Annotated in this window: 17 protein-coding genes; 6 read left to right on the top strand and 11 right to left on the bottom strand. The window is 70.9% G+C overall.

Annotated elements, in window-relative coordinates:
- The first annotated feature begins 177 nt into the window (after window positions 1-177).
- Complete coding sequence (locus tag ACWD4J_RS14405) at window positions 178-1,980, top strand: endo alpha-1,4 polygalactosaminidase (RefSeq protein ID WP_451395667.1); 1,803 nt, start codon at window positions 178-180, stop codon at window positions 1,978-1,980.
- A 21-nt stretch (window positions 1,981-2,001) separates the two neighbouring features.
- Here the strand turns inward: ACWD4J_RS14405 and ACWD4J_RS14410 are convergent, their stop codons facing one another.
- Window positions 2,002-2,724: a GntR family transcriptional regulator gene (locus ACWD4J_RS14410; RefSeq protein WP_451395668.1), complete on the bottom strand. Its 723-nt coding sequence runs from the start codon at window positions 2,722-2,724 to the stop codon at window positions 2,002-2,004.
- 126 nt (window positions 2,725-2,850) lie between these two features.
- Here ACWD4J_RS14410 and ACWD4J_RS14415 point away from each other — a divergent pair, with 126 nt between their 5' ends.
- Window positions 2,851-3,708, top strand: a complete 858-nt coding sequence (locus tag ACWD4J_RS14415; protein ID WP_451395669.1) for a fumarylacetoacetate hydrolase family protein — start codon at window positions 2,851-2,853, stop codon at window positions 3,706-3,708.
- 122 nt (window positions 3,709-3,830) lie between these two features.
- Here the strand turns inward: ACWD4J_RS14415 and ACWD4J_RS14420 are convergent, their stop codons facing one another.
- The 6 genes from ACWD4J_RS14420 to ACWD4J_RS14445 form a co-directional block, all read right to left on the bottom strand.
- A complete protein-coding gene (locus ACWD4J_RS14420) occupies window positions 3,831-5,723 on the bottom strand; it encodes an ABC transporter ATP-binding protein (RefSeq protein WP_451395670.1) in 1,893 nt (630 codons plus the stop codon).
- Complete coding sequence (locus tag ACWD4J_RS14425) at window positions 5,720-6,592, bottom strand: ABC transporter permease (protein WP_451395671.1); 873 nt, start codon at window positions 6,590-6,592, stop codon at window positions 5,720-5,722. Before ACWD4J_RS14425 ends, ACWD4J_RS14420 begins: the two co-directional genes overlap by 4 nt.
- An 8-nt stretch (window positions 6,593-6,600) precedes the next feature.
- Entirely contained in the window at window positions 6,601-7,545 is a 945-nt protein-coding gene (locus ACWD4J_RS14430) for an ABC transporter permease (RefSeq protein WP_451395672.1), read from the bottom strand.
- Window positions 7,546-7,547: 2 nt separating this feature from the next.
- Window positions 7,548-9,137 carry an ABC transporter substrate-binding protein gene (locus tag ACWD4J_RS14435; RefSeq protein ID WP_451395673.1) on the bottom strand — a complete coding sequence of 530 codons (1,590 nt, stop codon included), beginning with the start codon at window positions 9,135-9,137 and terminating at the stop codon, window positions 7,548-7,550.
- Window positions 9,138-9,299: 162 nt separating this feature from the next.
- Complete coding sequence (locus ACWD4J_RS14440) at window positions 9,300-9,383, bottom strand: putative leader peptide (RefSeq protein WP_451395762.1); 84 nt, start codon at window positions 9,381-9,383, stop codon at window positions 9,300-9,302.
- Window positions 9,384-9,443: 60 nt separating this feature from the next.
- Window positions 9,444-10,703 (bottom strand): ROK family protein, encoded by a 1,260-nt coding sequence (locus ACWD4J_RS14445; protein WP_451395674.1) that lies wholly within the window; start codon window positions 10,701-10,703, stop codon window positions 9,444-9,446.
- Window positions 10,704-10,879: 176 nt separating this feature from the next.
- On the opposite strand from ACWD4J_RS14445, the gene ACWD4J_RS14450 reads away from it, so the two are divergent.
- The 3 genes from ACWD4J_RS14450 to ACWD4J_RS14460 all read left to right on the top strand — a co-directional run bounded on the left by ACWD4J_RS14450 (window position 10,880) and on the right by ACWD4J_RS14460 (window position 13,587).
- Window positions 10,880-10,972 carry a putative leader peptide gene (locus tag ACWD4J_RS14450; protein ID WP_451395675.1) on the top strand — a complete coding sequence of 31 codons (93 nt, stop codon included), beginning with the start codon at window positions 10,880-10,882 and terminating at the stop codon, window positions 10,970-10,972.
- 151 nt (window positions 10,973-11,123) lie between these two features.
- Window positions 11,124-12,095 (top strand): TauD/TfdA dioxygenase family protein, encoded by a 972-nt coding sequence (locus ACWD4J_RS14455; RefSeq protein WP_451395676.1) that lies wholly within the window; start codon window positions 11,124-11,126, stop codon window positions 12,093-12,095.
- Between the two features lie 4 nt (window positions 12,096-12,099).
- Window positions 12,100-13,587, top strand: a complete 1,488-nt coding sequence (locus ACWD4J_RS14460) for a sulfatase-like hydrolase/transferase (protein ID WP_451395677.1) — start codon at window positions 12,100-12,102, stop codon at window positions 13,585-13,587.
- 95 nt (window positions 13,588-13,682) lie between these two features.
- Here ACWD4J_RS14460 and ACWD4J_RS14465 read toward each other — a convergent pair whose 3' ends face one another.
- Entirely contained in the window at window positions 13,683-14,957 is a 1,275-nt protein-coding gene (locus tag ACWD4J_RS14465; protein ID WP_451395678.1) for an MFS transporter, read from the bottom strand.
- A 257-nt stretch (window positions 14,958-15,214) separates the two neighbouring features.
- Between ACWD4J_RS14465 and ACWD4J_RS14470 the strand changes: the two genes are divergently transcribed.
- Window positions 15,215-16,633, top strand: coding sequence for an MFS transporter (locus ACWD4J_RS14470; RefSeq protein ID WP_451395679.1), 1,419 nt, complete (start codon window positions 15,215-15,217; stop codon window positions 16,631-16,633).
- 83 nt (window positions 16,634-16,716) lie between these two features.
- On the opposite strand, the gene rox is transcribed toward ACWD4J_RS14470, so the two are convergent.
- The 3 genes from rox to ACWD4J_RS14485 form a co-directional block, all read right to left on the bottom strand.
- The gene (rox, locus tag ACWD4J_RS14475) at window positions 16,717-18,153 is read right to left on the bottom strand and encodes a rifampin monooxygenase (protein ID WP_451395680.1); all 1,437 of its coding nucleotides are present in this window, start codon (window positions 18,151-18,153) and stop codon (window positions 16,717-16,719) included.
- Window positions 18,154-18,403: 250 nt separating this feature from the next.
- Complete coding sequence (locus tag ACWD4J_RS14480) at window positions 18,404-20,785, bottom strand: FtsX-like permease family protein (RefSeq protein WP_451395681.1); 2,382 nt, start codon at window positions 20,783-20,785, stop codon at window positions 18,404-18,406.
- Window positions 20,782-21,486: an ABC transporter ATP-binding protein gene (locus ACWD4J_RS14485; RefSeq protein WP_451395682.1), complete on the bottom strand. Its 705-nt coding sequence runs from the start codon at window positions 21,484-21,486 to the stop codon at window positions 20,782-20,784. Before ACWD4J_RS14485 ends, ACWD4J_RS14480 begins: the two co-directional genes overlap by 4 nt.
- Window positions 21,487-21,520 lie beyond the last annotated feature (34 nt).

The following is a 21,520-nucleotide window of genomic DNA, read 5'->3' on the forward strand; positions in this document are numbered from 1 at the left end:
ACGGGCCCGGACCCTTGACTTCGCGGCATCGGTCGCTGGACAGAAGGACCTGCTTTCTCCCCAGACACCCGGAGCGCACCCTGATCGATAGATCAACGGCTTCTGAGAGACTTCAGTACTAGTCTGATGCCCCTGAACAACTTTTCGAAGCAAGGCACATGGAAAAGGTGACCGGTGATGTCGCTGAGCCCCGGCGATCTGGAGTCCATAGGCGGCTATGCGCTGGTCGACCGGCTCGGTAGTGGCGGCATGGGCGTCGTCTATCTGGGCCACTCGGCCTCGGGACGGCGGGTCGCGGTCAAGGTCGTGCACGCGCAGTACGCGCAGGACGAGGAGTTCCGGACACGCTTCAGACAGGAGGTCGCGGCGGTCCGCCGCGTGAGCGGGGCATTCACGGCCCCTGTGGTGGACGCCGATCCCGACGCCGAACAGCCGTGGATGGCGACACTCTATGTGCCGGGCCGCACGCTGTCGGACGTCGTGGCCCAGGCCGGCCCGCTGCGCGGACGCGAATTGCGCGTACTCGCGCTGGGCCTAGTCGAGGCGCTGCGGGACATCCACCGGGTGGGCGTGGTGCACCGTGATCTGAAGCCGAGCAACGTCTTGATGGCCGAGGATGGCCCCCGCGTCATCGACTTCGGCATCTCGCACGCCGTGGACAACGAGGCCCTCACCGTGACCGGGCGGCTGATCGGCACCCCGCCCTTCATGTCTCCGGAGCAGTTCACCGCGCCGCGGGATGTCACCGCGGCCTCGGACATCTTCTCGCTGGGGTCGCTGCTGGTGTACGCGGCCACCGGCAACCGCCCGTTCGACGGGAGCAGCCCGTACTTGACCGGCTATCAGGTGATGTACGAGGCGCCGGTCCTGGACGGAGTCGCCGAACCGCTCCGGAGCATCGCCGAACGCTGCCTGGACAAGGACCCGGGCGCCCGGCCCGAACTCGCCGAACTGCACCATATGCTCCAGACGCTGCCGGATTCTCCCGCGCCGGCCGCGCCGGGAGTGGCCGACTCGGCGGAAACCAGCCGTCAGGTATCCCGACGGCGCTCCGCTCCACGAGGCATGGCCGCCGCCGGAAGGAAGGGCGGAACGGACACGACTCGAAGCGGTCACGGACGTCGAGGGCGGATCGTCCTCGTCAGCGTGGCTGCGGCCCTGGCCGTCACCGGGCTGAGCATCACGGCACTGAGAACCGGGTCGGACCAGAACGACACATCCAAGTCGCCCAGCGCGTCCGCGTCTGCCTCCGCGTCCGCGTCTGCCCCCACGGTGACGCTACCGCCGAAGCATGTGAGGTGGGACTACCAGATCGGCGGCGCGTATGCCCTGCCGACCGGTGTGCAGGTGGTCAGTCGCAGCCATGAGGACACGCCCGCACGGGGGGTGTACAACATCTGCAATATCAACGCTTTCCAGGCGCAGGAGGGCGAGGAGGGGGAGTGGGACTCCGACCTGCTGCTCCGTGACGCCAACGGGGACGTCGTCTATGACAAGGACTGGAACGAGGCGGTCCTGGACATCCGCACGGACGTCAAGCGGCAGCGGATCGCCGCCAAGTTGAACACCTGGATCGACGAGTGCGCGACCAGGGGCTACAAGGCTGTCGAGCCTGACAACTACGACACCTTCACCCGCTTCCCGAAATACCTCTCGGCCAACGAGGCCAAGGCGCTCATGAAACTGCTGTCGGTGCACGCCCATGAGAAGCGCCTGGCCATCGCCCAGAAGAACACCGTTGAGCTCGCGCCCGACCGTGCGTCCGTGGGCCTGGACTTCGCCGTGGTGGAGGAGTGTGGCCAGTGGAATGAGTGCGGCGAGTTCGCAGAGGCGTTCGACAACAACGTGCTCGTCGTCGAGTACACGGCGAAGGGCCTGTCGCAAGCGTGCTCCGGCTGGAGCAGCACGCTGAGTATCGTCCGCCGCGACCAGTCAGTCGTGCCCAAGGGCGCGAGCGGCTACCTCCGCCAGACCTGCTGACGCCAGACCGCGAGCCGAAGCTCACCGCGCGGAGCGGGGTGCGGCCTTGTCGGTCGGCTGGGGGTGCGTGAAGCCGTCTGCCAGGAGCAGTTGCTGGGTACGCCGGTAGTGCTCGGCCAGCAGTTCGGCGGCGAGGTCTGCATCCCGGGCCACTGCGGCTTCCATGATCGCCAGGTGTTCGCCGGCGACGTCGCGCTTGGCTGTCAGCTTGGCGGCGGCCGGTCCCGACCAGCGCCGGTAGAGCTCGGTGGCGTCGCGCAGGGCGTGACAGAAGTCGAGTAGAAGGGGTACCTGGCAGGCGCTGATCAGCGCCTCGTGGAACGCTGAGTGCGCCGCTGCCCATTCCTCGCCGGTGCAGTCCGGATCGGTGGCGTCACGCAGTGGCGTGCGCGCCAGACGGTGGTGGGCCGAGACGACCTCGCTCTCCCAGGACAGATCCCCGCGCTCGACGGCCAGTCGTACCGCCCTGGTCTCCAGGTCGACCCGGACCAGGGTCAGGTCGCTGAGCTCCTCGGGGGAGATGGTGACCACGCTGAAGCCCTGGCCCCCGCGCGCGGTCACGAGCTTCTGCTCGGCCAGCTTCGTCAGCGCCTCCCGGATGACCCCGAGGCTGACCCCGAACCGTTCCCGCAGCTCGGCGGGACTGAGCTTGTCTCCCGGGTGGAACCGCCCGGCCAGGATGTCGCCGCGGATGCGCCGGTAGATGTCCTCGTTCAGTGTCACCGCTGTGCCGCGCTTCGCCATGCGCTCAGTCTAGCCGGAGACGACTGTAGAACTTTAAAACGTTTCCCCGTTGACGAATCGATTCTTATCTTCTAAAAACGATCCCGTAAGCGATGACGTAAGTGACGACGTACTACGGAGGCAGCGATGCGCTTGGTCACCTTCCGCCACGACGGGCATACAGGTTTCGGACGGCTCACCGAGGACGGTGGCGCCCTCGTCGACTGCGGTCCCCTGCTGGGCGGCGAGCTCGGCTCGGTGCGCGATGTTCTGGCGGCGGGGGCGCTGGAGCGGGTCCGGGCCGTGACGGAAGGCCGCAGTGGCGATGTGAAGCTTGCCGACGTCGAGCTGCTGCCGCCGGTCCCGGACCCGGCGAAGATCCTGTGTGCCGGTGTCAACTACCGCACCCACCGCGAGGAGACCTCGCGTCCGGAGACCGCCTTCCCGACGGTCTTCCCGCGGTACGCCGACTCCCAGGTCGGCCATGAACAGCCGCTGGTGCGGCCGGCCGAGACGGAGGCCTTCGACTACGAGGGCGAGCTCGCCGTCGTCATCGGCAAGGGCGGGCGGCGCATCCGGGCCGAGGACGCCTTCGCGCACATCGCCGGCTACTCCTGCTACCAGGACGGTAGCGCCCGGGACTGGCAGCGGCACTCCGGTCAGTGGGTGACGGGGAAGACCTTCCCCGGCACGGGCGGCTTCGGGCCCGCGCTGGTGACCGCGGACGAGGTGGACGACGTCTCGGATCTGCACCTGGTGTCCCGGGTGAACGGAGAGGTCCGTCAGTCGGCGTCCGTCGCCGACCTGATCTTCTCCATCCCGGAACTGCTCGCCTACATCTCCACGTTCACCCCGCTGGCCGCCGGCGACGTCATCGTCACCGGCACCCCGGGCGGTGTCGGCCTGTTCCGCGAGCCGCCGGTGTTCCTGCAGCCCGGCGACGTGGTGGAGGTCGAGATCTCCGGGATCGGGACGCTGCGCAACCCGGTTGTCGGGGAAGGCTGAGCCGGGTGGCCCGCACGTACTTCGTAGGGTGCGCCCGGCCGGTGCGGTGTGACGAGCTTGTGGCCGTCGCGGTAGTAGGGGCCGGGACGTCGCAGGGCCGAGTCCGAGCTCGACAGAGAGGGTCATGCGGCCGACGCTCCCAGGGCTCGCGTCGGGACGGGGTCGGGTGCGGCGGCCAGGAGCGCCGCGGTGTAGGGGTGCTGCGGGGACTCGCACAGCTTGTCCGCGGGTCCCGTCTCGACGATCCGCCCGCGGTGCATGACCGCGATACGGTGGCTGACCTGCCGTACGACGGCCAGGTCGTGGGCGATGAACAGCAGGGCGAGGCCGAGGTCGCGCTGCAGGTCGGACAGCAGGTTGACGATCTGCGCCTGAACCGAGACGTCGAGTGCGGAAACGGGCTCGTCGCAGATCAGGACCGAGGGCTCGGGGGCCAGGGCGCGGGCGATGCCGATGCGCTGGCGCTGGCCGCCGGAGAAGGACCGGGGGAGGCGGTGGGCCGCCTCCGGGTCGAGGCCGACGAGCTCCAGGAGTTCGGCGACCCGCTGCTCGCGGCCGGCCCGGTCCCGGTGGATGCCGTGGACGAGGAGGGGCTCGCCGACGATGTCGCCCACCGTCATGCGCGGGTTGAGGGAGGCGTACGGGTCCTGGAAGACCATCTGCACCTGGCGGCGCACGGCCCGCAGGGCGGTACGGGAGGGGCGTGTCACGTCCTCGCCGCGCAGGCTGAGCGTGCCGCCGTCGGCCGGGTGCACGTGGGCGAGGACCCGGGCCAGGGTGGACTTGCCCGAGCCGGACTCGCCGACGACCCCGAGGGTTTCACCGGCGTGCAGACGCAGCGAGACATCGTCGACAGCGACCAGCGGATCGCGGCGGCCCGCCCTGCCGCGCCCCTTGAACTCCTTGCGCAGGCCGGACGCCTCCAGCAACAGGCCTGCCGCGGGCAAGCCATCCACAGGGCCGGGCTCGGCCTCGACGCGCGCCGACACGGTCGCACGGGGCGACACGGCACGCACAGGCGACAGTGATGCCGTGGCATCCAGCCGGTCCGGGTGCCAGCACGCCACCCGGCTGCCGTCCCCGGCCGCCTCCAGTACCGGCTTCGAGCGCACGCACTGCTCGTCGGCGAGCGCGCACCGCGCCGCGAACGCGCAGCCGGCCAGCGGCAGCGACAGGTCGGGCGGGGAGCCGGGGATGCCGGTGAGGCGGGTGCCGGAGGGCGAGGACAGGCGGGGCACGGCGGCGAGGAGTCCCGCGGTGTACGGGTGGCGGGGGCGGGTGAGGACCTCGGCCGTGGGGCCGTCCTCGACGACCGTCCCGCCGTACATGACCAGGACGCGGGCGCAGGTGCGGGCGACGACGCCCATGTTGTGGGTGATGAGGACCAGCGCTGTGCCGGTCTCCTCGTTGAGCTTCGTCAGCAGCTGCAGGATCTGCTCCTGCACCGTCGCGTCGAGCGCGGTGGTCGGTTCGTCGGCCAGCAGGACGTCCGGCCCGCCCGCCAGTGCCATCGCGATGAGGATGCGCTGGCGCTGGCCGCCGGAGAACTGGTGCGGATGGTCGTCCAGGCGGCGCCGCGGGTCGGGGATGCCGACCAGGTCCAGCAGCTCTTCGGCGCGGGCCCGGCGGGCGGCGCGGTCGCCCTGGCTGTGGGCGCGCAGCACCTCGTCCAGCTGGCTGCGGATCGACAGGACGGGGTTGAGGGAGGTCATCGGGTCCTGGAAGATCATCCCGATCCGGGCTCCGCGCACAGCGCGCAACTCGTCCTCGTGCGCGGCGGTCAGATCGGTGTCTGCCAGGCGTATCGAGCCGGCGGTGATCCGGCCGGTGCCCGGCAGCATGCGCATCAGCGCCAGCGCGGTGGTCGACTTCCCGGAGCCGGACTCGCCGACCACGGCGAGGGTCTCACCGCGCCGCAGAGTGAAGTTCACATCGCGTACGGCATGCACGGAGGCTTGGCCGGGCGCGGCGAAGTCGACACTGAGGCCGCGTACCTCCAGCAGAGGGGGTGTCATCGACGGATCTCCCGGTTCAGGGCCTCGGACAGCAGCGACAGACCGAGGACGAGCAAGGTGACGGTGAGCAGAGGGCCGGCGGCGAAGTGCGAGGCCTGGGCGAGGTAGGGCAGTGCCTGACTGAGCATGCTGCCGAGCGTCGGCTCGGGCGGTCGGACGCCGACGCCGAGGAAGCTCATCGCCCCCTCGATGAAGACCGCCACCGTGAGGGAGACGGCGATCTGTACCACCAGCGGGTCGGCGCAGTTGGGCAGGATGTGCCGGATCAGCAGCCGGGCCCGGCCGGTACCGCCGACCCGCGCGGCCACCGCGTACTCCCGTTCGCGCTGGATGAGGATCCCGGCACGCAGCTGCCGTCCGAAGACCGGCACCTCGGCGAGCGCGATCACGACGATCACCGGCAGCCGGCCCGGCCCCAGTACGGCCGTGATGGCGAGTGCCAGGATCAGGCCCGGAAAGGCCAGCACCAGGTCGAAGAGCCGCTGTACCGCCGTGTCCAGGACCGGGTGCACCGCGGCGAGCAACGCGAACGCGCAGCCCAGCAGGGCGCCCAGCGGAACGGCGAGCGCGATCACCGCCAGATCCGTACGGATGCCGTACAGCACCCGGCTCAGCAGATCCCGGCCCAGATCGTCGGTGCCCAGGAGATGCCCCGGGCTGCCGGGGGCCAGGAGTGCCCCGCCGCTCTGGGCGGTCGGGCTCTGGGCGCTGAGCAGCGGTGCGAGCAGCCCGGCGAGGACGACCAGGCCGACCAGGGCCAGTCCGACGCGGCCGCGTACGGTGCCGAGGGCGGCGAGGTATGGGTGGCGCGGCCGGCGGGAGGCCCCGGCGGGCCGCTTCCGCCTCTCGGTGAGCAAGAGCGTGGTCATGGCGGCGATCACTCCCACCTGATGCGCGGGTCGAGCAGGACATAGAGGAGGTCCGTCAGCAGCTGGACCAGTACGAAGACCGCGACCAGGAGCAGCAGCAGGTCCTGGACGACCGGGTAGTCGCGGCGGGACAGCCCCTGTTCGGCGAGCTGGCCGAGCCCCGGCCAGGCGAAGATGGCCTCGATCAGGACGGCGCCGCCGAGGAGATGGCCGGTCTGCATGCCGAGCAGGGTGACGACGGGCGGCAGGGCGTTCGGCATGGCGTGCCGCCACAGCAGCCTGCGCCGGGAGACCCCGGCCGCGGTGGCGGTGCGGATGTAGTCCTCACCGAGGGCGCGCTCCAGGCCGTCCTTGAGGTAGCGGCCCAGCACGGCGGCGCTGGGAAGGGCGAGGCAGAGCGAGGGCAGCAGCAGATACTGAACCTCCAGATCGGGCGCCTCCAGCAGCCCCACCCGTCCGCCGGACGGCAGCACACCGAGCCCGACCGCGAAGAGCAGCACCAGCAGCACGCCCGTGACGAACGGCGGCACCGCGAGCGCCGCGGTGGTGAGCGCCCGTACCGCCGCCCGCACCGGGCGCCGCCGCGAGGTGGCACCGAGCACGCCGAGCAGCAGGCCGATGACCACGGTGAAGAAGAGTGCGCCCAGGGCGAGTTCGGCGGTGGCGCCGATCCCGTCGCCGATCAGACCGGCGACCTGCCCGCCGATGGAGTACGACGGGCCGAGGTCGCCGTGGAGCAGATCGCCGATCCACGTGGCGTACTGCGTGAACCACGGCTGATCGAGGCCGAGTTGATGGCGGATGGCGTCGACGGACGCCTGGGAGGCGTCGGGCCCCGCGAGCGATTCCGCGGCGTCGCCGGGGACCAGCCGCAGGATGGCGAAGATCAGGAGGGAGGCGAGGACCAGAACGAGGAGCGCGGAGGGGATCCGCTTGAGGAGATAGCCGCGCATGGTCACACCAGGTAGGCGTCGTCGAGATTGAGGTACGAGAACTTGTTGAGCGCGGGCCCCCGCAGCTTCTTGGCGGCCACCTGCACCGAGCCGAGGACGGCGAGATCGATGATGAACGCCTCGTCGAGCAGCAGGTCGGAGATCTTCTGGTAGAGAGCGCGTGCCTTCGCTCCGCCGGCGTCCTTCTGCCGCCAGGCGTCCTGGACCAACTCCGTGTACTCGGCGGAGTGGAAGTGCGAGGTGTTCTTGGCCTCGTTGAAGGGGTACGCGCTCACGGCCAGCGTGGACGGCTGCACCTGGGCGAAGGCATGGCCGTTGACCCAGAGCGTCGGCATGGTGCCCGAGATCAGCTTCTTCTGGAACGCGGCGGAGTCGAAGGGCTGCAACTCGGTCTTGATGCCGATCTGCTCGAGGTCGTACTGCACGATCTCGGCTACGGCCGTGTAGACCCCCACATTGGGGTGGCCCAGCCTCAGGGTCTGCTTCGTCGACACACCGGAGGACTTCAGCAGCTCGCGGGCCTTGCCCGGGTCGTACGTGTAGTGGGTGCGATTGGCCTCGCTGTAGGCGGGCGAGGACTTGGGCCAGGGCGCGGCGGAGGCGAGACCGTAGCCGCCCAGGGCCTGCTCGACGATCCGGTCCCGGTCCACGGCCCAGGCGATGGCGTGCCGGAAGGCCTTGGAGTCGGCCGGGGAGTCGTCGACGGTCGCGCCCACGTACACGGCGCCGCTGCCGGTGGCGTACTGCTTGATCGTGAAGTCACCACTGCCCTTGAGCGTGGCGAGATACTTGCCCGACGCGCTGTACGAGAGCTGAGCTTGGCCCGAGCGGAGCGCGGACAGCAGCGCGTCGGGCTGGGTGTAGACGCGCAGTTCGACGGCGTCCAGATAGGGGCGCTCCGGTATCCAGTACGTGTCGTTGCGGGTCAGGCTGAGCCCCGTCCCCGGCTGCCACTTCTTGAGCCGGAACGGGCCGGTGCCGTTGAGCTTCTTGCCCTTCACGGCGTCGTCGACAGTGTGCCGGTCGGTGATGATCATGAATTCGAAGAGATCGAAGAGATTGCTCACCGGATGAGCCAGCTTCACCACCAGCTCATGGTCGCCGCGCTTCTCGAAGCCGCTCACCGCTCTGGCCGTGGCCGCCAACTGGGCCGAGCGCTCGGGCTTCTGCAGGTTCTGAACGGCGAAGATGACGTCGTCGGCGGTGAACGTGCGGCCGTCGTGGTAGGTCACGTCGTCGCGGAGCTTGAGTGTGATGCTCCGGCCGTCGGCGGCGTACTCCCAGGAACTGGCCAGCTCCGGTTGCGGCTTGAGCTTGTCGTCGTAGCGGATGAGGGTGTTGTAGATCAGCCGATGCTGCAGCGACTGCCCGCTCTGCGTGAACAGCAGGGCGGGCGTGAAATCAACGCTGATGCCGATGGTCAGCGATCCGCCGCGCTTCGGTCCGCCCACCTTCTCGCCCGTGTCGACGGCCGAGCGACAGCCGGCGAGTCCGCCGCCCGTTCCGAGCAGCAGAGCGCCGGCGCCTGCGGCACGCAGAGCGCTGCGCCGGGACAGCTGATCCAGAGGCAGGGGAGGAGGAGGTGTACGCATGGTGGAAGCCCATTCATTTCGCTTCGACAGGAAGTAATTGCCCGTACGCGGCTCGCCGCAGAACGGCACGATCAGTGGCGCGCGTACGGGAAAGTAGGCTCGACGGAAGGCCCGTGGGAAAGACTCCAGGCGGTCGGACGCGCCCGGTACGTCAGCAGTGAATCAGCGGCGGACGGCACAGACCGCGCTGGCCTGTCGACACAGGTCGACGTGCCGGCGGGAGACGAGGTACGGGTCCGGGTTCACGTGAGCAGGATGTCAGCGGTCGTCGCTGAGGGTCAACAGCCTGCAGATTACAGCGACTTGTCAGGGTGACAGGACCATTGCGGCAGTGTTACCCAAAGCTTGCAGCGGGCTTTTGAACAGGGGATTCAGCATCACGGTGGCGGCTGCCACGAGAATGGTGGCGGGTCCGGCATGTGGGACCACGATCCGCTCAGGGTCGTCGCAGACGTGTGAGTGAGTGGTCGCGGACGTCCGGATCTCCTCCAGATACTCCGGGTTGAGCACGCTCGAGTGCTCGGTGACCATCACCAGGTCGGGGTTGAGTACGTCGAGCAGGAGCCCGGTCGCCCGGCCCACCGCGCGCGCCCGCTCCCTCAGCAGCGCATCGGCGCGGCGATCCCCGGTCGCCGCGGCGTCCACCAGCAGCGCGGCACTGGGCTCCGGGATGATGCCCGCCGCCACGGCGCGCCCGGTGAGCACCGTGTCGGAGACGGTCGCCTCCAGGCAGCCGGTCCGCCCGCACGGGCACTCCACAGCACTGTCCGGCACCGGCAGATGGGCCACGTCGCCCGCGCCGGACCCCGGTCCGCGGTGCACCACCCCGGCGATGGCCAGCGCCGCGTCCACCACGTTGCCGATGAACAGATGGACCAGTGAGCGCCGCGCGGCCGGTCGGCCGAAGAGCAGCTCGGACTGTGCGACGGCGCGTGCGTGGTTGTCGACCCGTACCGGCAGTCCGGTGTGCCGCTGGAGCTCTGCCCCCAGCGGGCGCTGGTGCCAGCCGAGGGCGTCGTGCCGGACGACTGTCGCGGTCTCCGGGTCCACCCACCCGCCGATGGCCGCGCCGACCCCGAGGACCCTGGATCCGGCCGGTGCATGCTCGGCGACGAACGCGGCCAGCGCCCGTCCCACCTCCTCCGGCAGCGCGGAGGCCGCGATCCCGTCGTGCCGAAACGTCCGCCTGGCCAGGACCGTGCCGCGCAGATCCGTCAGACCGAACGTCGAATACGGCACTCCGATGTGCACTCCCGCCGTCAGCGGCCCGCCGTCCGCACCGGCGTGCAGATCGACCGGGATCTGAGGTCTGCCCACGCCGCTCGACGCCACGAGGTCGGGCATCTCCCTGATCAGCCCCAGCCGCGCCAGGTCGGTGCACTGCCGGGAGACGGCCGCCGGGCTCAGCCCGGACAACTTGGCGATGCCGCTGCGGGCCACCGGACCGTGGTCGAGCACGGTGCGCAGAACGGCGGCGGCGTTGGCCTCGCGGCGGCCGTCACCTGAGGTGCGGGTACCCGGTGCGGTGGCATGCGGCGCCGGCCGCGTATCGGACGGGGTGTGCATGACGGTCCTTTCACAGGTGTTGAGGCGGCGTGAGCGGGTGAGGGGGAACTCAAGATGCCCGCTCTGTGGGGCGTTTGGCGAACTGTCGCGGCCATGAGCACGGCCACTGTGGCGGTCGTGTTGCAGGACCATGAAGCGAGCCGGAGGCACCTTGACGGCCTCCCCGAGGCGTGACCATGATCGTAGGCATGACCGCGACGACTCCTCTCGTGACGCGGCTCCACGTCGACCTGGGGCGCCTCGCCTCGGCGGCGTGTCCCCGCCGCTGACACGGCTCCTTCCGTTCCGGCTGCGTTCGCCTCGTGCGTTGTGCGCCGCGTGCTGTCTCACCTTGTGCACATCAGAACGATGCTCTCACCTGCCCTTATTTCCTTCCGCTCCGAAAGCAACTAACACCCACTCTGGTGAAGGGACCTTCCCATGACGACCACCACACCCGCCGCTCCGATCGCGGAGACCACTCCTCTCAGCGTCCAGAAGGTCGGCGGCCGCATCGGCGCCGTGATCTCCGGAGTCCGCCTGGGCGGCGACCTGGACGAGGCCACCGTGGCCGCCGTACGTGCCGCAATCCTCGAACACAAGGTTGTCTTCTTCCGCGACCAGCAGCACCTCGACGCAGACAGCCACGAGGCGTTCGCCCGCCTCCTCGGCGCCCCGGTCGCCCATCCCACCGTGCCCTCCGTCGACGGCCGCTACGCCCTCGGCATCGACAGCGATCACGGCGGCCGCGCCAACCAGTGGCACACCGACGTCACCTTCGTCCCCGCCTACCCCGCCTTCTCCATCCTCCGAGCCGAGGTCATCCCGCCGTACGGCGGCAACACCCTGTGGTCCAACACCGTCACCGCCTACGCCGAACTCCCCGAGCCGCTGCGGGTGCTGGCCGACAGCCTGCGCGGCGTCCACACCAACGACTACGACTACGCAGCCGTACGCCCGAACGCCACCGCCGAGGCGCTGAAGCAGTACCGCAAGGTGTTCACCTCGACCAAGTTCCAGACCGAGCACCCCGTGGTGCGCGTCCACCCGGAGACCGGTGAGCGCACCCTGCTCCTCGGCAACTTCCTGCAGAAGCTCACCGGCTTCAACGGCCGCGATTCCCGCGCCCTGATCGACATCCTGCAGTCGCACATCGAGCGCCCGGAGAACACGGTCCGCTGGCAGTGGCGTGGCGGGGACGTCGCCATCTGGGACAACCGCGCCACCCAGCACTATGGTGTGGACGACTCCGACGACCACGAGCGCACCCTGCGCCGCGTCACCATCGACGGCGACGTGCCTGTCGGTGTGGACGGCCGCCGCTCGGTGCTGCTCTCCCCGGAGTCGGTGCCGGAGCCCTCCTACGGGATCGCGTCGGGCGCCTCCACCGACGGCGCCCTCGCGGAGGCCTGACCCGATGACCGTCCGTACCCCGCCCCACCCGCCCTCCCGGTCCGGGCGACCCTCAGTGGTCGTCGTACTCACCGACCAGCAGCGGTGGGACACCACGGGGGTGCACGGCAATCCGGCCGACGTGACCCTGGAGTTCGACCGGATCGCCCGTGAGGGCACACACGTGGAACAGGCGATCACGCCCAACCCCGTGTGCGCGCCGGCACGCGCGTCCCTGCAGACGGGGCGGTACCCGACGGCGACGGGAGTGTTCCGCAACGGCCTTCCGCTGCCGTCGGACATCCCCACGCTGGCGGGGGCCTTCGCGGAGGCGGGGTACGTGACGGGCTACATCGGCAAGTGGCACCTGGCCGGCGCGGACCAGCCGGACGGCCCGGTGCCACCCGAGCGCCGCGCCGGCTACCAGGAATGGCTGGCCTCCGACCGGCTGGAGTTCACCTCGGACGCGTACCGCACGGTTGTGTACGACGGCGCCGGGGAGCCGGTGCGGCTGCCCGGCTACCGTTCCGACGCCCTGATCGACGCCGCGATCCGGTTCATGGCGGACCATCACGACCGGCCGTTCCTGCTGTTCCTGTCCCTGCTGGAACCGCACCACCAGAACGCCACGGACGACTACCCCGCACCCGAGGGGTATCGAGAGCGCTATCAGGGCCGTTGGCTCCCCCCGGATCTGGCGGCCCTGAGCCCGAACGCCCCCCAGGGCGGCGCGTACCGCCACCTGGGCGGCTATCTCGGGCAGATCAAACGCGTCGACGAGGGCGTCGGCCGGCTGCGCGACGCCCTGCGCAGCCTCGGCATCGCGGATGACACAGTCCTCGCCTGGACAGCCGACCACGGCTCGCACTTCCGCACCCGCAACAGCGAATACAAGCGCTCCGCCCACGAGGCGTCCGTACGCGTTCCCCTGGCACTGACCGGCCCCGGGTTCACGGGCGGAGGCCGTATCCGCCATCCCGTCAGCACCGTCGACCTGCTCCCCACCCTGCTGGAAGCCGCCGGCATCCCGGTACCGGACGGTGTGCAGGGCCGCTCCTTCCTGCCCCTGACCGGCGGCGGCACCGACCCCGGCCGCCCCGCCGAGGTCTATGTCCAGATCAGCGAGGACCACGTCGGCCGAGCTGTACGGACGGACCGCTGGAAGTACGCGGTCGCCGCACCGGAGGCGGACGCCTGGAACGAGCCCGCGGCGACCCGCTATGTGGAGACGGAACTGTACGACCTGCACTCCGACCCATATGAGCTGGACAATCTCGCAGGCCTGACCTCCCACCGAACCGTCGCCGACGAGCTCAGCGCGGCACTGCGGGCGTGGCTCGGGCGCGTGGGCGAAGACGACGTCACCATCGACCCGGCACCCCCGCGCACAGCCGCCCAACGGCGACCGGATGCAGAGGTGTCCGGACTTCCCTGGGCGGAGGCCCGCTTCGGCCACCAACCTGTCGCGAAGCAGGTCTCATCCCCTCAGCAGCGTGCCTCATTCGCCGACTGACTGGGGGACGACGTGGCGCCGGGGGACTGCCACTCATGCCCGGAAGCGATCGACCACCGGGTGCGGCTCACCGCAGCCGGTGGGCCGGATTGCTGTCAGCAGGCGATGGTCCGTCTCGCAGGCGGCGTACCGGAAGTGCGTGCGGGGGAGCCGCCCGCCGCTCCGTCGCCCGCCAAGCGCCGCTCCAGAGGCCGGATCGCCATGCCTGCCGTCAGCGCCAGGCAGCCCACGACCACCCACGGCAGCACCCGGTTCACTCCGTACAGGACGCCGAACAGGCCGGGCGTCACCATGTCCGCCGTCGCGAACGAGTACTGGAACGCCGCCAGATAGGTCCCGCGCAGCCCCTCCGGCGCCGCTTCCACGGAGAGCGCGTTCGAGGCCGGCCCGTGCAGCATCTCCGCCGCCGCCCACAACAGCATCACCAACGCCAGGTAGCCGACCACCAGCGGACCCCGCGGCAGCAGCACCGCCATGGCGGCGGCCACGCACCAGGCCGCCCACAGCCGGCCGCTCCAGGCCATCGCGCTGCCCCGGGACATGCGTCGCCGGGAGCGGCGGGTGACCTCGGCCGTACAGGTGGCCACGACCGCCGTGGTGATCGCGAGGAAGGCGCCGACCGCCCAGCCCGGCGCGTGCAGCCCGCGGATCACGTAGACCGGTATCGCCACGGCGAGGAAGACCGTGCAGATGTTGAACAGAACGTTCACGCCGATCAGCCCCAGATACGGCCGGTTGCGCAGCAACTGCCGTACCCCGTCCGAGGATTCCCCGTCAGGCCCGTCGGCCGGCCGCCGTGCACCACGTACGAACAGCCCGACGGTCATCGCCGCGACGACGAAGGAGATCGCATCCGCCAGCACCATTCCCCGGTACGCGTGCTGCGAGGCGAGCGCGAGCAGCCCGCCCGCGAGCACCGTGCCCACGCCGGTTCCGGCCGCCCGGATCATGCCCGCCCGGGCGAACCACTGGTCCCTGGCCTCCCCGTCCGCCTGCTCGGCGATCAGCGCGAAGACCGACGACCAGTACACCCGCAGCCCCACCGCCTCGACCAGCGCCGCGAGGAACAGCGACACCGGACCGGCCACCCCCAGGTACAGGAAGAACCCGGCGGCCTGCGCCAACTGCCCCGCGATCACCACCGGCCGCGGTCCGATGCGGTCGACGATCCGCCCGACGAGCAGCGGCAGCAGGAGCGAGCAGGCGGTGGCGGCGGTCAGCAGCAGACCGACGCCGGCCTCCGACAGGTCGGTGACGGTGAGGAAGTAGACCATGGACAGCGGGAGACAGAGCCCGGTGCCGATGGCGTCGACCGCAAGCGCCACCGGAAGCGCCCAGGCGGCGCCGTGCCGGGCTCGAGGCCACCTCACGGCCTGACCCTCCAATCCTGTGTGGGGTCATCAGCGGGGCCCGTGAGCAGGCCGGCGCCGTAAGATCCGGAGCCCCACGTTGTAGGCGAAGGCGTACGTCGACGTCAACGGAATTGAGGAACGACGCCCAAGACGGCGCCCGCGCACAAAGCACCAGCGCAGGCGATGTGCGGAGCCTGGCTCCCGCAATGTGGAGCGTATGTCCCTTACTGTGGCTTTTGGTGGAGGGCCTCCGCGGACGGGATGGAGTTGGGGCCGTGGCGTTCGCGGAGTCGGCCGGTAGCGGCGAGTCCACGCCCTCTGCTGAGCCTGCCCCGGAGTCCGGGCGACGGTCGTTGGCGCCGCTGCTGGCGGTGTGCGCCGGGTACTTCATGGTGATCCTGGATGTGACGGTCATCAACGTCGCCGTGCCGGTGATCGGCCGGGAACTGTCGGCCTCGCTCACCGGCATCCAGTGGATCACCGATGGGTACACCCTGGTCTTCGCCGGGTTCCTGCTCACCGGTGGCGCGCTGGGCGACCGGCTGGGCAACCGTCGGGTCTTCTGCTCGGGCGTCGCGGTGTTCACTGTGTCCTCGGCCGCGTGCGCGCTCGCGCCGAGCGCCCTCTTCCTGGTTGCGGCCCGGCTGGTGGAGGGGCTCGGCGCGGCGCTGATCGTGCCCGGCTCCCTGGCCCTGCTCCAGCAGGCCTACCCGGCGCCGGCCGCACGCTCGCGGGCCTTCGGACTGTGGGGTTCGATGGCGGGCATCGCGGCCTCTGCCGGGCCGCTGCTCGGCGGGCTGCTCGTCTCCACGGTGGGCTGGCGCTGGGTGTTCCTCATCAATCTGCCCGTCGGTGCGGCCTGCCTGGTGCTGACGCTGCGGCATGTGGCACGGTCGCCCCGGCGCGCCGACCGGGCCCTGGACTGGCCGGCGCAGTGCGCGGTCGTGGCGGCGGTGGCGCTGCTGACCGCGGCGCTCAACGAGGCCGGACGGCGGGGCTGGTCCGATCCGGCTGTCCTCGCCGGGGTGGGCCTGGCCGTGCTGGCCGCCGCGGCGTTCGCCGCACGCGAGCGGCTGGCCCGGTCTCCTGCCCTTCCGCTGAGCGTGCTGCGCTCTCGTGCGATGAGCGGCGGAGCCGTCATCGGCCTGCTGTTCAACTTCGGCTTCTACGGCATGGTGTTCACCGCCAGCCTGGAATTCCAGCACCAGCGCGGCTTCAGCGCTCTCGGCACCGGGCTGGCGCTGTTCCCGGCGGTGGCGATGACCATGTTCGCCTCCGTCCTGTCCGGGCGGCTGACCCGCCGCACCGGCGATCGTCCGCTGGTGGTCTCCGGCATGCTCCTGGCTGCCCTGGGACTGACCGGCTGGGCCGCGGCGGGTGCCGACCCCGCGTACCCGCTGCTGGTGGCACCGATGATGGCCGCGGGGTTCGGTACCTCCTTCGCCCTCACCGGATCGACCGCCACCGTGATGGGTGCCGCACCTCCGGAGTACTCAGGGGCCGCTTCCGCTCTGTTCAACACCACCCGCCAGATCGGCAGCGCCACCGGCGTAGCGCTCGGCGGCAGCCTGCTCGCCACTGCCGCCGACTACAACGCCGGGCTGCGCACCAGCATGGCCATCGGCGCGCTCGCCTACCTGACCGCCGCAGGCCTCGCATGGCTGTGCGTGCCGGCGAAGCCCAAAACGACGTAGGGCGGAGGAAGTCGAGCCACCGGTCGAGAACCGGCGGCAGCGTCCAGAGACAGGCCCCGCCCTTTCGAACCGCAACTGCATGCTCAGCTGACGGCAGCGCCGAACCACTGGGGCAGCCGGCCGAGCAGATCCTGCTGATCTTCACCGACCCACGCCACGTGGCCGTCCGGCCGCAGCAGCACCGCGGGCACGTCCAGTTCCTCGCTGACGTCGACGACGTGGTCGATCCGATCCGCCCAGCCTTCCACCGTAAGCCGGCCGGTCTGGTCGAGCAGTAGTCCGCGGCCGTCGTGCATCAGCTCGTAGAGGCGACCCTGCTTCAGCTTCACGTCCCGCAGCCGCCGGCCGAGCAGTTCGTGGCCCTCGCCGAAGTCGTAGCGGACCCCGACCGCGGTGATCATCTCGGTCACGTACCGGTTCACCTCCTCGAAGTCCATCAGCTTCGAGAACAGCTCCCGCAGCGCGGTCGCACCCGGATCGGTCCCCAGCAGCGTGATCTGCGCACGGGTGTTGTCCAGCACGCGGGCGCCCACCGGGTGCCGTTCGGCGTGGTAGCTGTCCAGCAGCCCCTCCGGAGCCCAGCCGTTGACCGCGGCGGCCAGCTTCCAGCCGAGGTTGAACGCGTCCTGCACGCCGAGGTTGAGCCCCTGCCCACCTGTCGGCGGGTGGATGTGCGCCGCGTCGCCGGCCAGCAGCACCCGGCCGACCCGATAGCGCTCGGCCTGCCGGGTGGCGTCGCCGAACCGGGACAGCCAGCGCGGCGAGTGCGCCCCGAAGTCGGTGCCCGCGAAGGCCCGCAGCTGCTGCTTGAACTCCTCGAGGGTCGGCGGGACCGTGCGGTCCTCGGCCACCCCTTCGGCGGGTACGACGATGCGGTACAGCCCCTCGTGCCCGTTTCCGTCGGCGGTGGCGCCGAACCGCAGCTGAGTCTTGCGGACTTCTGTGACGACGGCGGCGATCGTCGCCGGATCCTCGGTCAGCTCCATCTCGCCCAGCAGTGTCTCGACCTTGGCGGGCTCGCCGGGGAAACCGACGCCGAGCTGCCTGCGCACCACGCTGCGGCCGCCGTCGCACCCGACGAGGTAGCGCGAGCGCAGGTGCGTGCCGTCCGTCAGCTCGACGGTCACCCCGTCCTCGTCCTGATTCAGCCGGACCACTTCGCAGCCGCGCCGGATCTCGGTCCCGAGTTCGAGGGCACGCTCGTGGAGCAGCCGCTCGGTGACCGGCTGCGGGGTGGCGAGGCCGTACGGGTGGGCCGTGTCCAGCCGGTCCGGCCACGGCTTGGCGATGCCGCCGAAGAGACCGCCGACCTGGAACCTCTCACTGACCGCGAGGAACCGGTCCAGCAGACCGCGCTGGTCCATCATCTCGACGCTGCGCGCATGCAGGCCCTGCCCGCGGGACTGCTCCGTCGGCTCGGTCAGCTTCTCCAGCACGACCACGTGCACGCCGTGCAGCCGCAACTCGCCGGCCAGCATCAAGCCGGTCGGTCCGCCGCCGACCACGATCACGTCAATCATCAAAACGCCCATTCGACGAGAATTCCGCTGGTTGTGGCTTCGGCTGGAGATTCTGCAGTACGAGCGGGGCCTTGCCGCAAGGCCTCCGGTGCGCTATACGTTAAGAGTGGCAAGGAGTGGGTAACCCTCCTTGCCTCTGTCTTTTCTCGCCGCTATGGCCGGACAAGCCCCTCGCCTGGTTCACCTCCGGATTCACGAACTTCCGGGCCCCGGCCCCCGGGACACGGCACCCGGTCCCGGGGGCCGCACGTCACTCCGTACGCAGCGCGGTCGCCGCCTCCGTCCTGGCGGCCCAGCCCGCCGGGAGCAGGGCGCCCCCCACCGCCACGACCAACCCGCCCAGCGCGAGCGCAACCAGCTCCGGCGCGTCGTACACGTCGATGAGCGAGGTGGGCAGGGCCATGCCGACAGCGTCACCCATGAGCGGCGTGACCTGGTGGTGCAGGGCCACCCCGAGGGGAACGCCGACGACTCCGGCGAGCAGACCGATCCCGGCGACCGACGTGACCACCATGGCAATGGTCTGACGTGGCGTCATGCCGAGCGCCTTGACGACGCCGAGGTCGTGGACACGGTCACGGGTGTCCAGGACGACTGTGTTGAGCACGCCCAGGCCCGCGACCGCGACGAGCATCAGGGTCAGCGCAGCGATCAGCGCGTCCATGGCCGCGATCACGCTGGAGGTGTCGGCGGCGTTGGGGCGGGCGATGGCGCCCGACGGTTTCAGCGCCGTGTTCAGCGAGGTCAGGTAGGCATCCTGAGCCGTACCGGTCTTCGTCTGCACGTAGAACCGGCGCGGTTCGTCGTCGAGTCCCAGGGTGCGGAGGGTGGAGGTCCGGGTCAGGAGCTGCATGCCCTGGCCCTCGGTGAAGAACGCTTCGCCGACGATGCGTACGGAGGTGCGCCGGTTGCCGGCGGTCAGCGTCACGGTGTCTCCGACACGGACGTCCGCGGCGTGCAGGAACCGGGTCGTGACCACGGCCTGGCCGGGGCCGGTGAGCCAGGTGCCCGACACCATCCGGGGCGCGGCCCACGACGCGTCTCCCTCATACGCCACCACCGGAGTCCGGCCGGTGATCCCGGACGCCGCGACCTCGGCCTGCGTGGTGCCGTAGTAGCGGCGCGTCTCCTGCTGGGCGCGCAGCGCGGCGGTGACCTCGGCCGGATCGGCGGGCGGCACCTCCGCCTCGACGCCGGCGTGGACCACCTGGGCACCGGACGGGCCCCCGCCGCCCGCCTCCACGACGACCGGAGCGGCCGAGTCGAGCATGCGCTCCGACTGGACCCCGCCCAGGGTCTGGGCCAGTCCCAGGCCGAACGTGACGGTCACGGCGGCGAACGCGACCGCGGCGGCCGTCGTCAGGGCACGCGCCGGGCGGGCGGAGGGGTTCGCCAGCCCGAGGCTGACCGGTCGCGGCAGTGGCAGCCGTCCCGTCAGCCGCCGCACCAGGCGGCCGCGCCCGGCGCCCGGCGTACGCCCGACCGTGATCGCCCGGGTGGCCGGCAGCCGCCCGGCGCGCAGGGCGGGCCCGAGGGCGGCGCCGGCGACCAGGACGAGAGCTGCTGCGGGCAGCGCGACGTCGATCCACCAGGGAACCGACGGCGACGTGGTGCCGTAGACGTCCTCCACGTCGCCGAGTACCGGAACGGCCAGCAGATGCCCCAGTGCCACGCCCAGGCCGCAGCCGATCACTGCCGGGATCAGCGCCTGTGCCACGTAGGCCCGCACCACCTGTGCGGGGGTGAAGCCGAGGGACTTGAGGATCCCGATGCGCCGGGTCGCCGCGCCGACCGCGCCGCTGACGACGATGCAGATGATCAGGACCGACATGACCAGCCCCAGGACCCCGAAGGCAGCCACGAAGGGCACGAACGCCAAGGCGTTGGCGAGCGCGTCCTGCCTGACGACGAGATAGGACTGGGAACCGGTCATCGCGCCCTTCGGAAGGGCGGCTTGGACCGCGGCGCGGTCGGCGGCGACCTGCGCCTCGGTTCCCGCGTCACGGAAGCGGTAGAGCATCCCGTACGACGATGCCGAGCCCTTCGCGGCCAGCGCCTCGGCCTGCGCGGGGGTCACCCAGGCGTCAGCGGTGCCGGTCACCGAGCGGGCCAGCCCGACCACGGTCAGCGTCGGGCTGCCCGGCAGATCGGGGAACTCCAGCAGCGCCCCCGGCCGCAGCGGCAGCAGGTCGGCGCGCAGCACGATCTGGCCGGGCCGGGTGGCCCAGCTGCCCTCGACGAGGTCGAGCCGGTCGACCGGTCCGCCAGCCGCTGCCCGGCCGACGACGGTCATCGGCGGCAGCGTCGCACCGGCCATCAGGTCCCCGGAGTCCGAGGCCGTACGCGGACGCGCCGAGAAGATGCGGAAAGGACCGGCCGCGGCGGTCACGCCGTCCGCGTGCGCGGTCGCCGCGAGCTGTGCGGTCGTCACCTTCGTACGGTCGAACTCCGCGGTCAGGTGGGCGCCGCGCTGCTCGGCCATGGCCTGGTCGAACGGCGCCCGGGACGCCGTGAGCACTCCGGCGGCCAGGACGGACGCGGCGACCGCAATGAGCGTGGTCAGGATCATCGCCGTGGTCTGTGCACGGCGTCGTCCGACTCCGGCGCGCACCACCTGGCCGAGCGCGCTCACCGGAGCACCGCCTTCGTGTTCTCGGTGTCCTTGACGATCCGCCCGTCGACCAGTTCGACGGTGCGCCTGGTGCAGGAGGCGGCGAGGTCCAGATCGTGGGTGACCAGCACGATCGTCTGTCCGTCCGCGTTGAGTTCGGCCAGTAGCTCCCGCACGTCCTCGCCCGAGGCGGTGTCCAGGGCGCCCGTCGGCTCGTCGGCCAGCAGCAGCGCCGGACGGTTCATCAGAGCCCGCGCGACCGCGACCCGCTGCCGCTCCCCGCCGGACAGCCTGCCGGGGTAGGCGCCGGCGTGCCGGTCGATGCCGAGGTACTCCAGCAGACCGGCGGCGCGCGTGCGGGCCTCGGCCCGCGGCACCCCGGCCAACTGGGCGGGCAGCAGCACGTTGTCGGTGACCGTCAGGTCGTCCAGGAGGTTGAAGAACTGGAAGACCATGCCGATCCTCGCCCGTCGGTACTTCGCCGAGGCCGCCTCGCTCAACTCGTCCACGCGCACCCCGTCGACGGTGACGCTGCCGGCGCTCGGCCGGTCGAGGCCGGCGATCAGGTTCAGCAGCGTCGACTTCCCACTGCCCGACGGTCCGAGGACGGCCACCGCCTCCCCGGCCGCCACGGCCAGGCTGACGCCGGCGAGCGCGGGCGGCCCTTCCCCGTATGTCCTGCTCACCTCGCGGATGTCGATGACGGGCGCGGTGGTCGCCACAGTGCCTCCTAGGCGGGTGGTTGATGGTTCGGCC

The organism is Streptomyces sp. NPDC002577 (assembly GCF_053594815.1).

What these genes read in the sequence shown, in the direction of transcription:
- ACWD4J_RS14425 (WP_451395671.1), bottom strand. Translation starts at nt 6,592, where the DNA reads ATGACCACGCTCTTGCTCACCGAGAGGCGGAAGCGGCCCGCCGGGGCC.
- ACWD4J_RS14415 (WP_451395669.1), top strand. Translation starts at nt 2,851, where the DNA reads ATGCGCTTGGTCACCTTCCGCCACGACGGGCATACAGGTTTCGGACGG.
- ACWD4J_RS14445 (WP_451395674.1), bottom strand. Translation starts at nt 10,703, where the DNA reads ATGCACACCCCGTCCGATACGCGGCCGGCGCCGCATGCCACCGCACCG.
- rox (WP_451395680.1), bottom strand. Translation starts at nt 18,153, where the DNA reads ATGATTGACGTGATCGTGGTCGGCGGCGGACCGACCGGCTTGATGCTG.
- ACWD4J_RS14435 (WP_451395673.1), bottom strand. Translation starts at nt 9,137, where the DNA reads ATGCGTACACCTCCTCCTCCCCTGCCTCTGGATCAGCTGTCCCGGCGC.
- ACWD4J_RS14420 (WP_451395670.1), bottom strand. Translation starts at nt 5,723, where the DNA reads ATGACACCCCCTCTGCTGGAGGTACGCGGCCTCAGTGTCGACTTCGCC.
- ACWD4J_RS14410 (WP_451395668.1), bottom strand. Translation starts at nt 2,724, where the DNA reads ATGGCGAAGCGCGGCACAGCGGTGACACTGAACGAGGACATCTACCGG.
- ACWD4J_RS14460 (WP_451395677.1), top strand. Translation starts at nt 12,100, where the DNA reads ATGACCGTCCGTACCCCGCCCCACCCGCCCTCCCGGTCCGGGCGACCC.
- ACWD4J_RS14450 (WP_451395675.1), top strand. Translation starts at nt 10,880, where the DNA reads ATGATCGTAGGCATGACCGCGACGACTCCTCTCGTGACGCGGCTCCAC.
- ACWD4J_RS14405 (WP_451395667.1), top strand. Translation starts at nt 178, where the DNA reads ATGTCGCTGAGCCCCGGCGATCTGGAGTCCATAGGCGGCTATGCGCTG.
- ACWD4J_RS14430 (WP_451395672.1), bottom strand. Translation starts at nt 7,545, where the DNA reads ATGCGCGGCTATCTCCTCAAGCGGATCCCCTCCGCGCTCCTCGTTCTG.
- ACWD4J_RS14455 (WP_451395676.1), top strand. Translation starts at nt 11,124, where the DNA reads ATGACGACCACCACACCCGCCGCTCCGATCGCGGAGACCACTCCTCTC.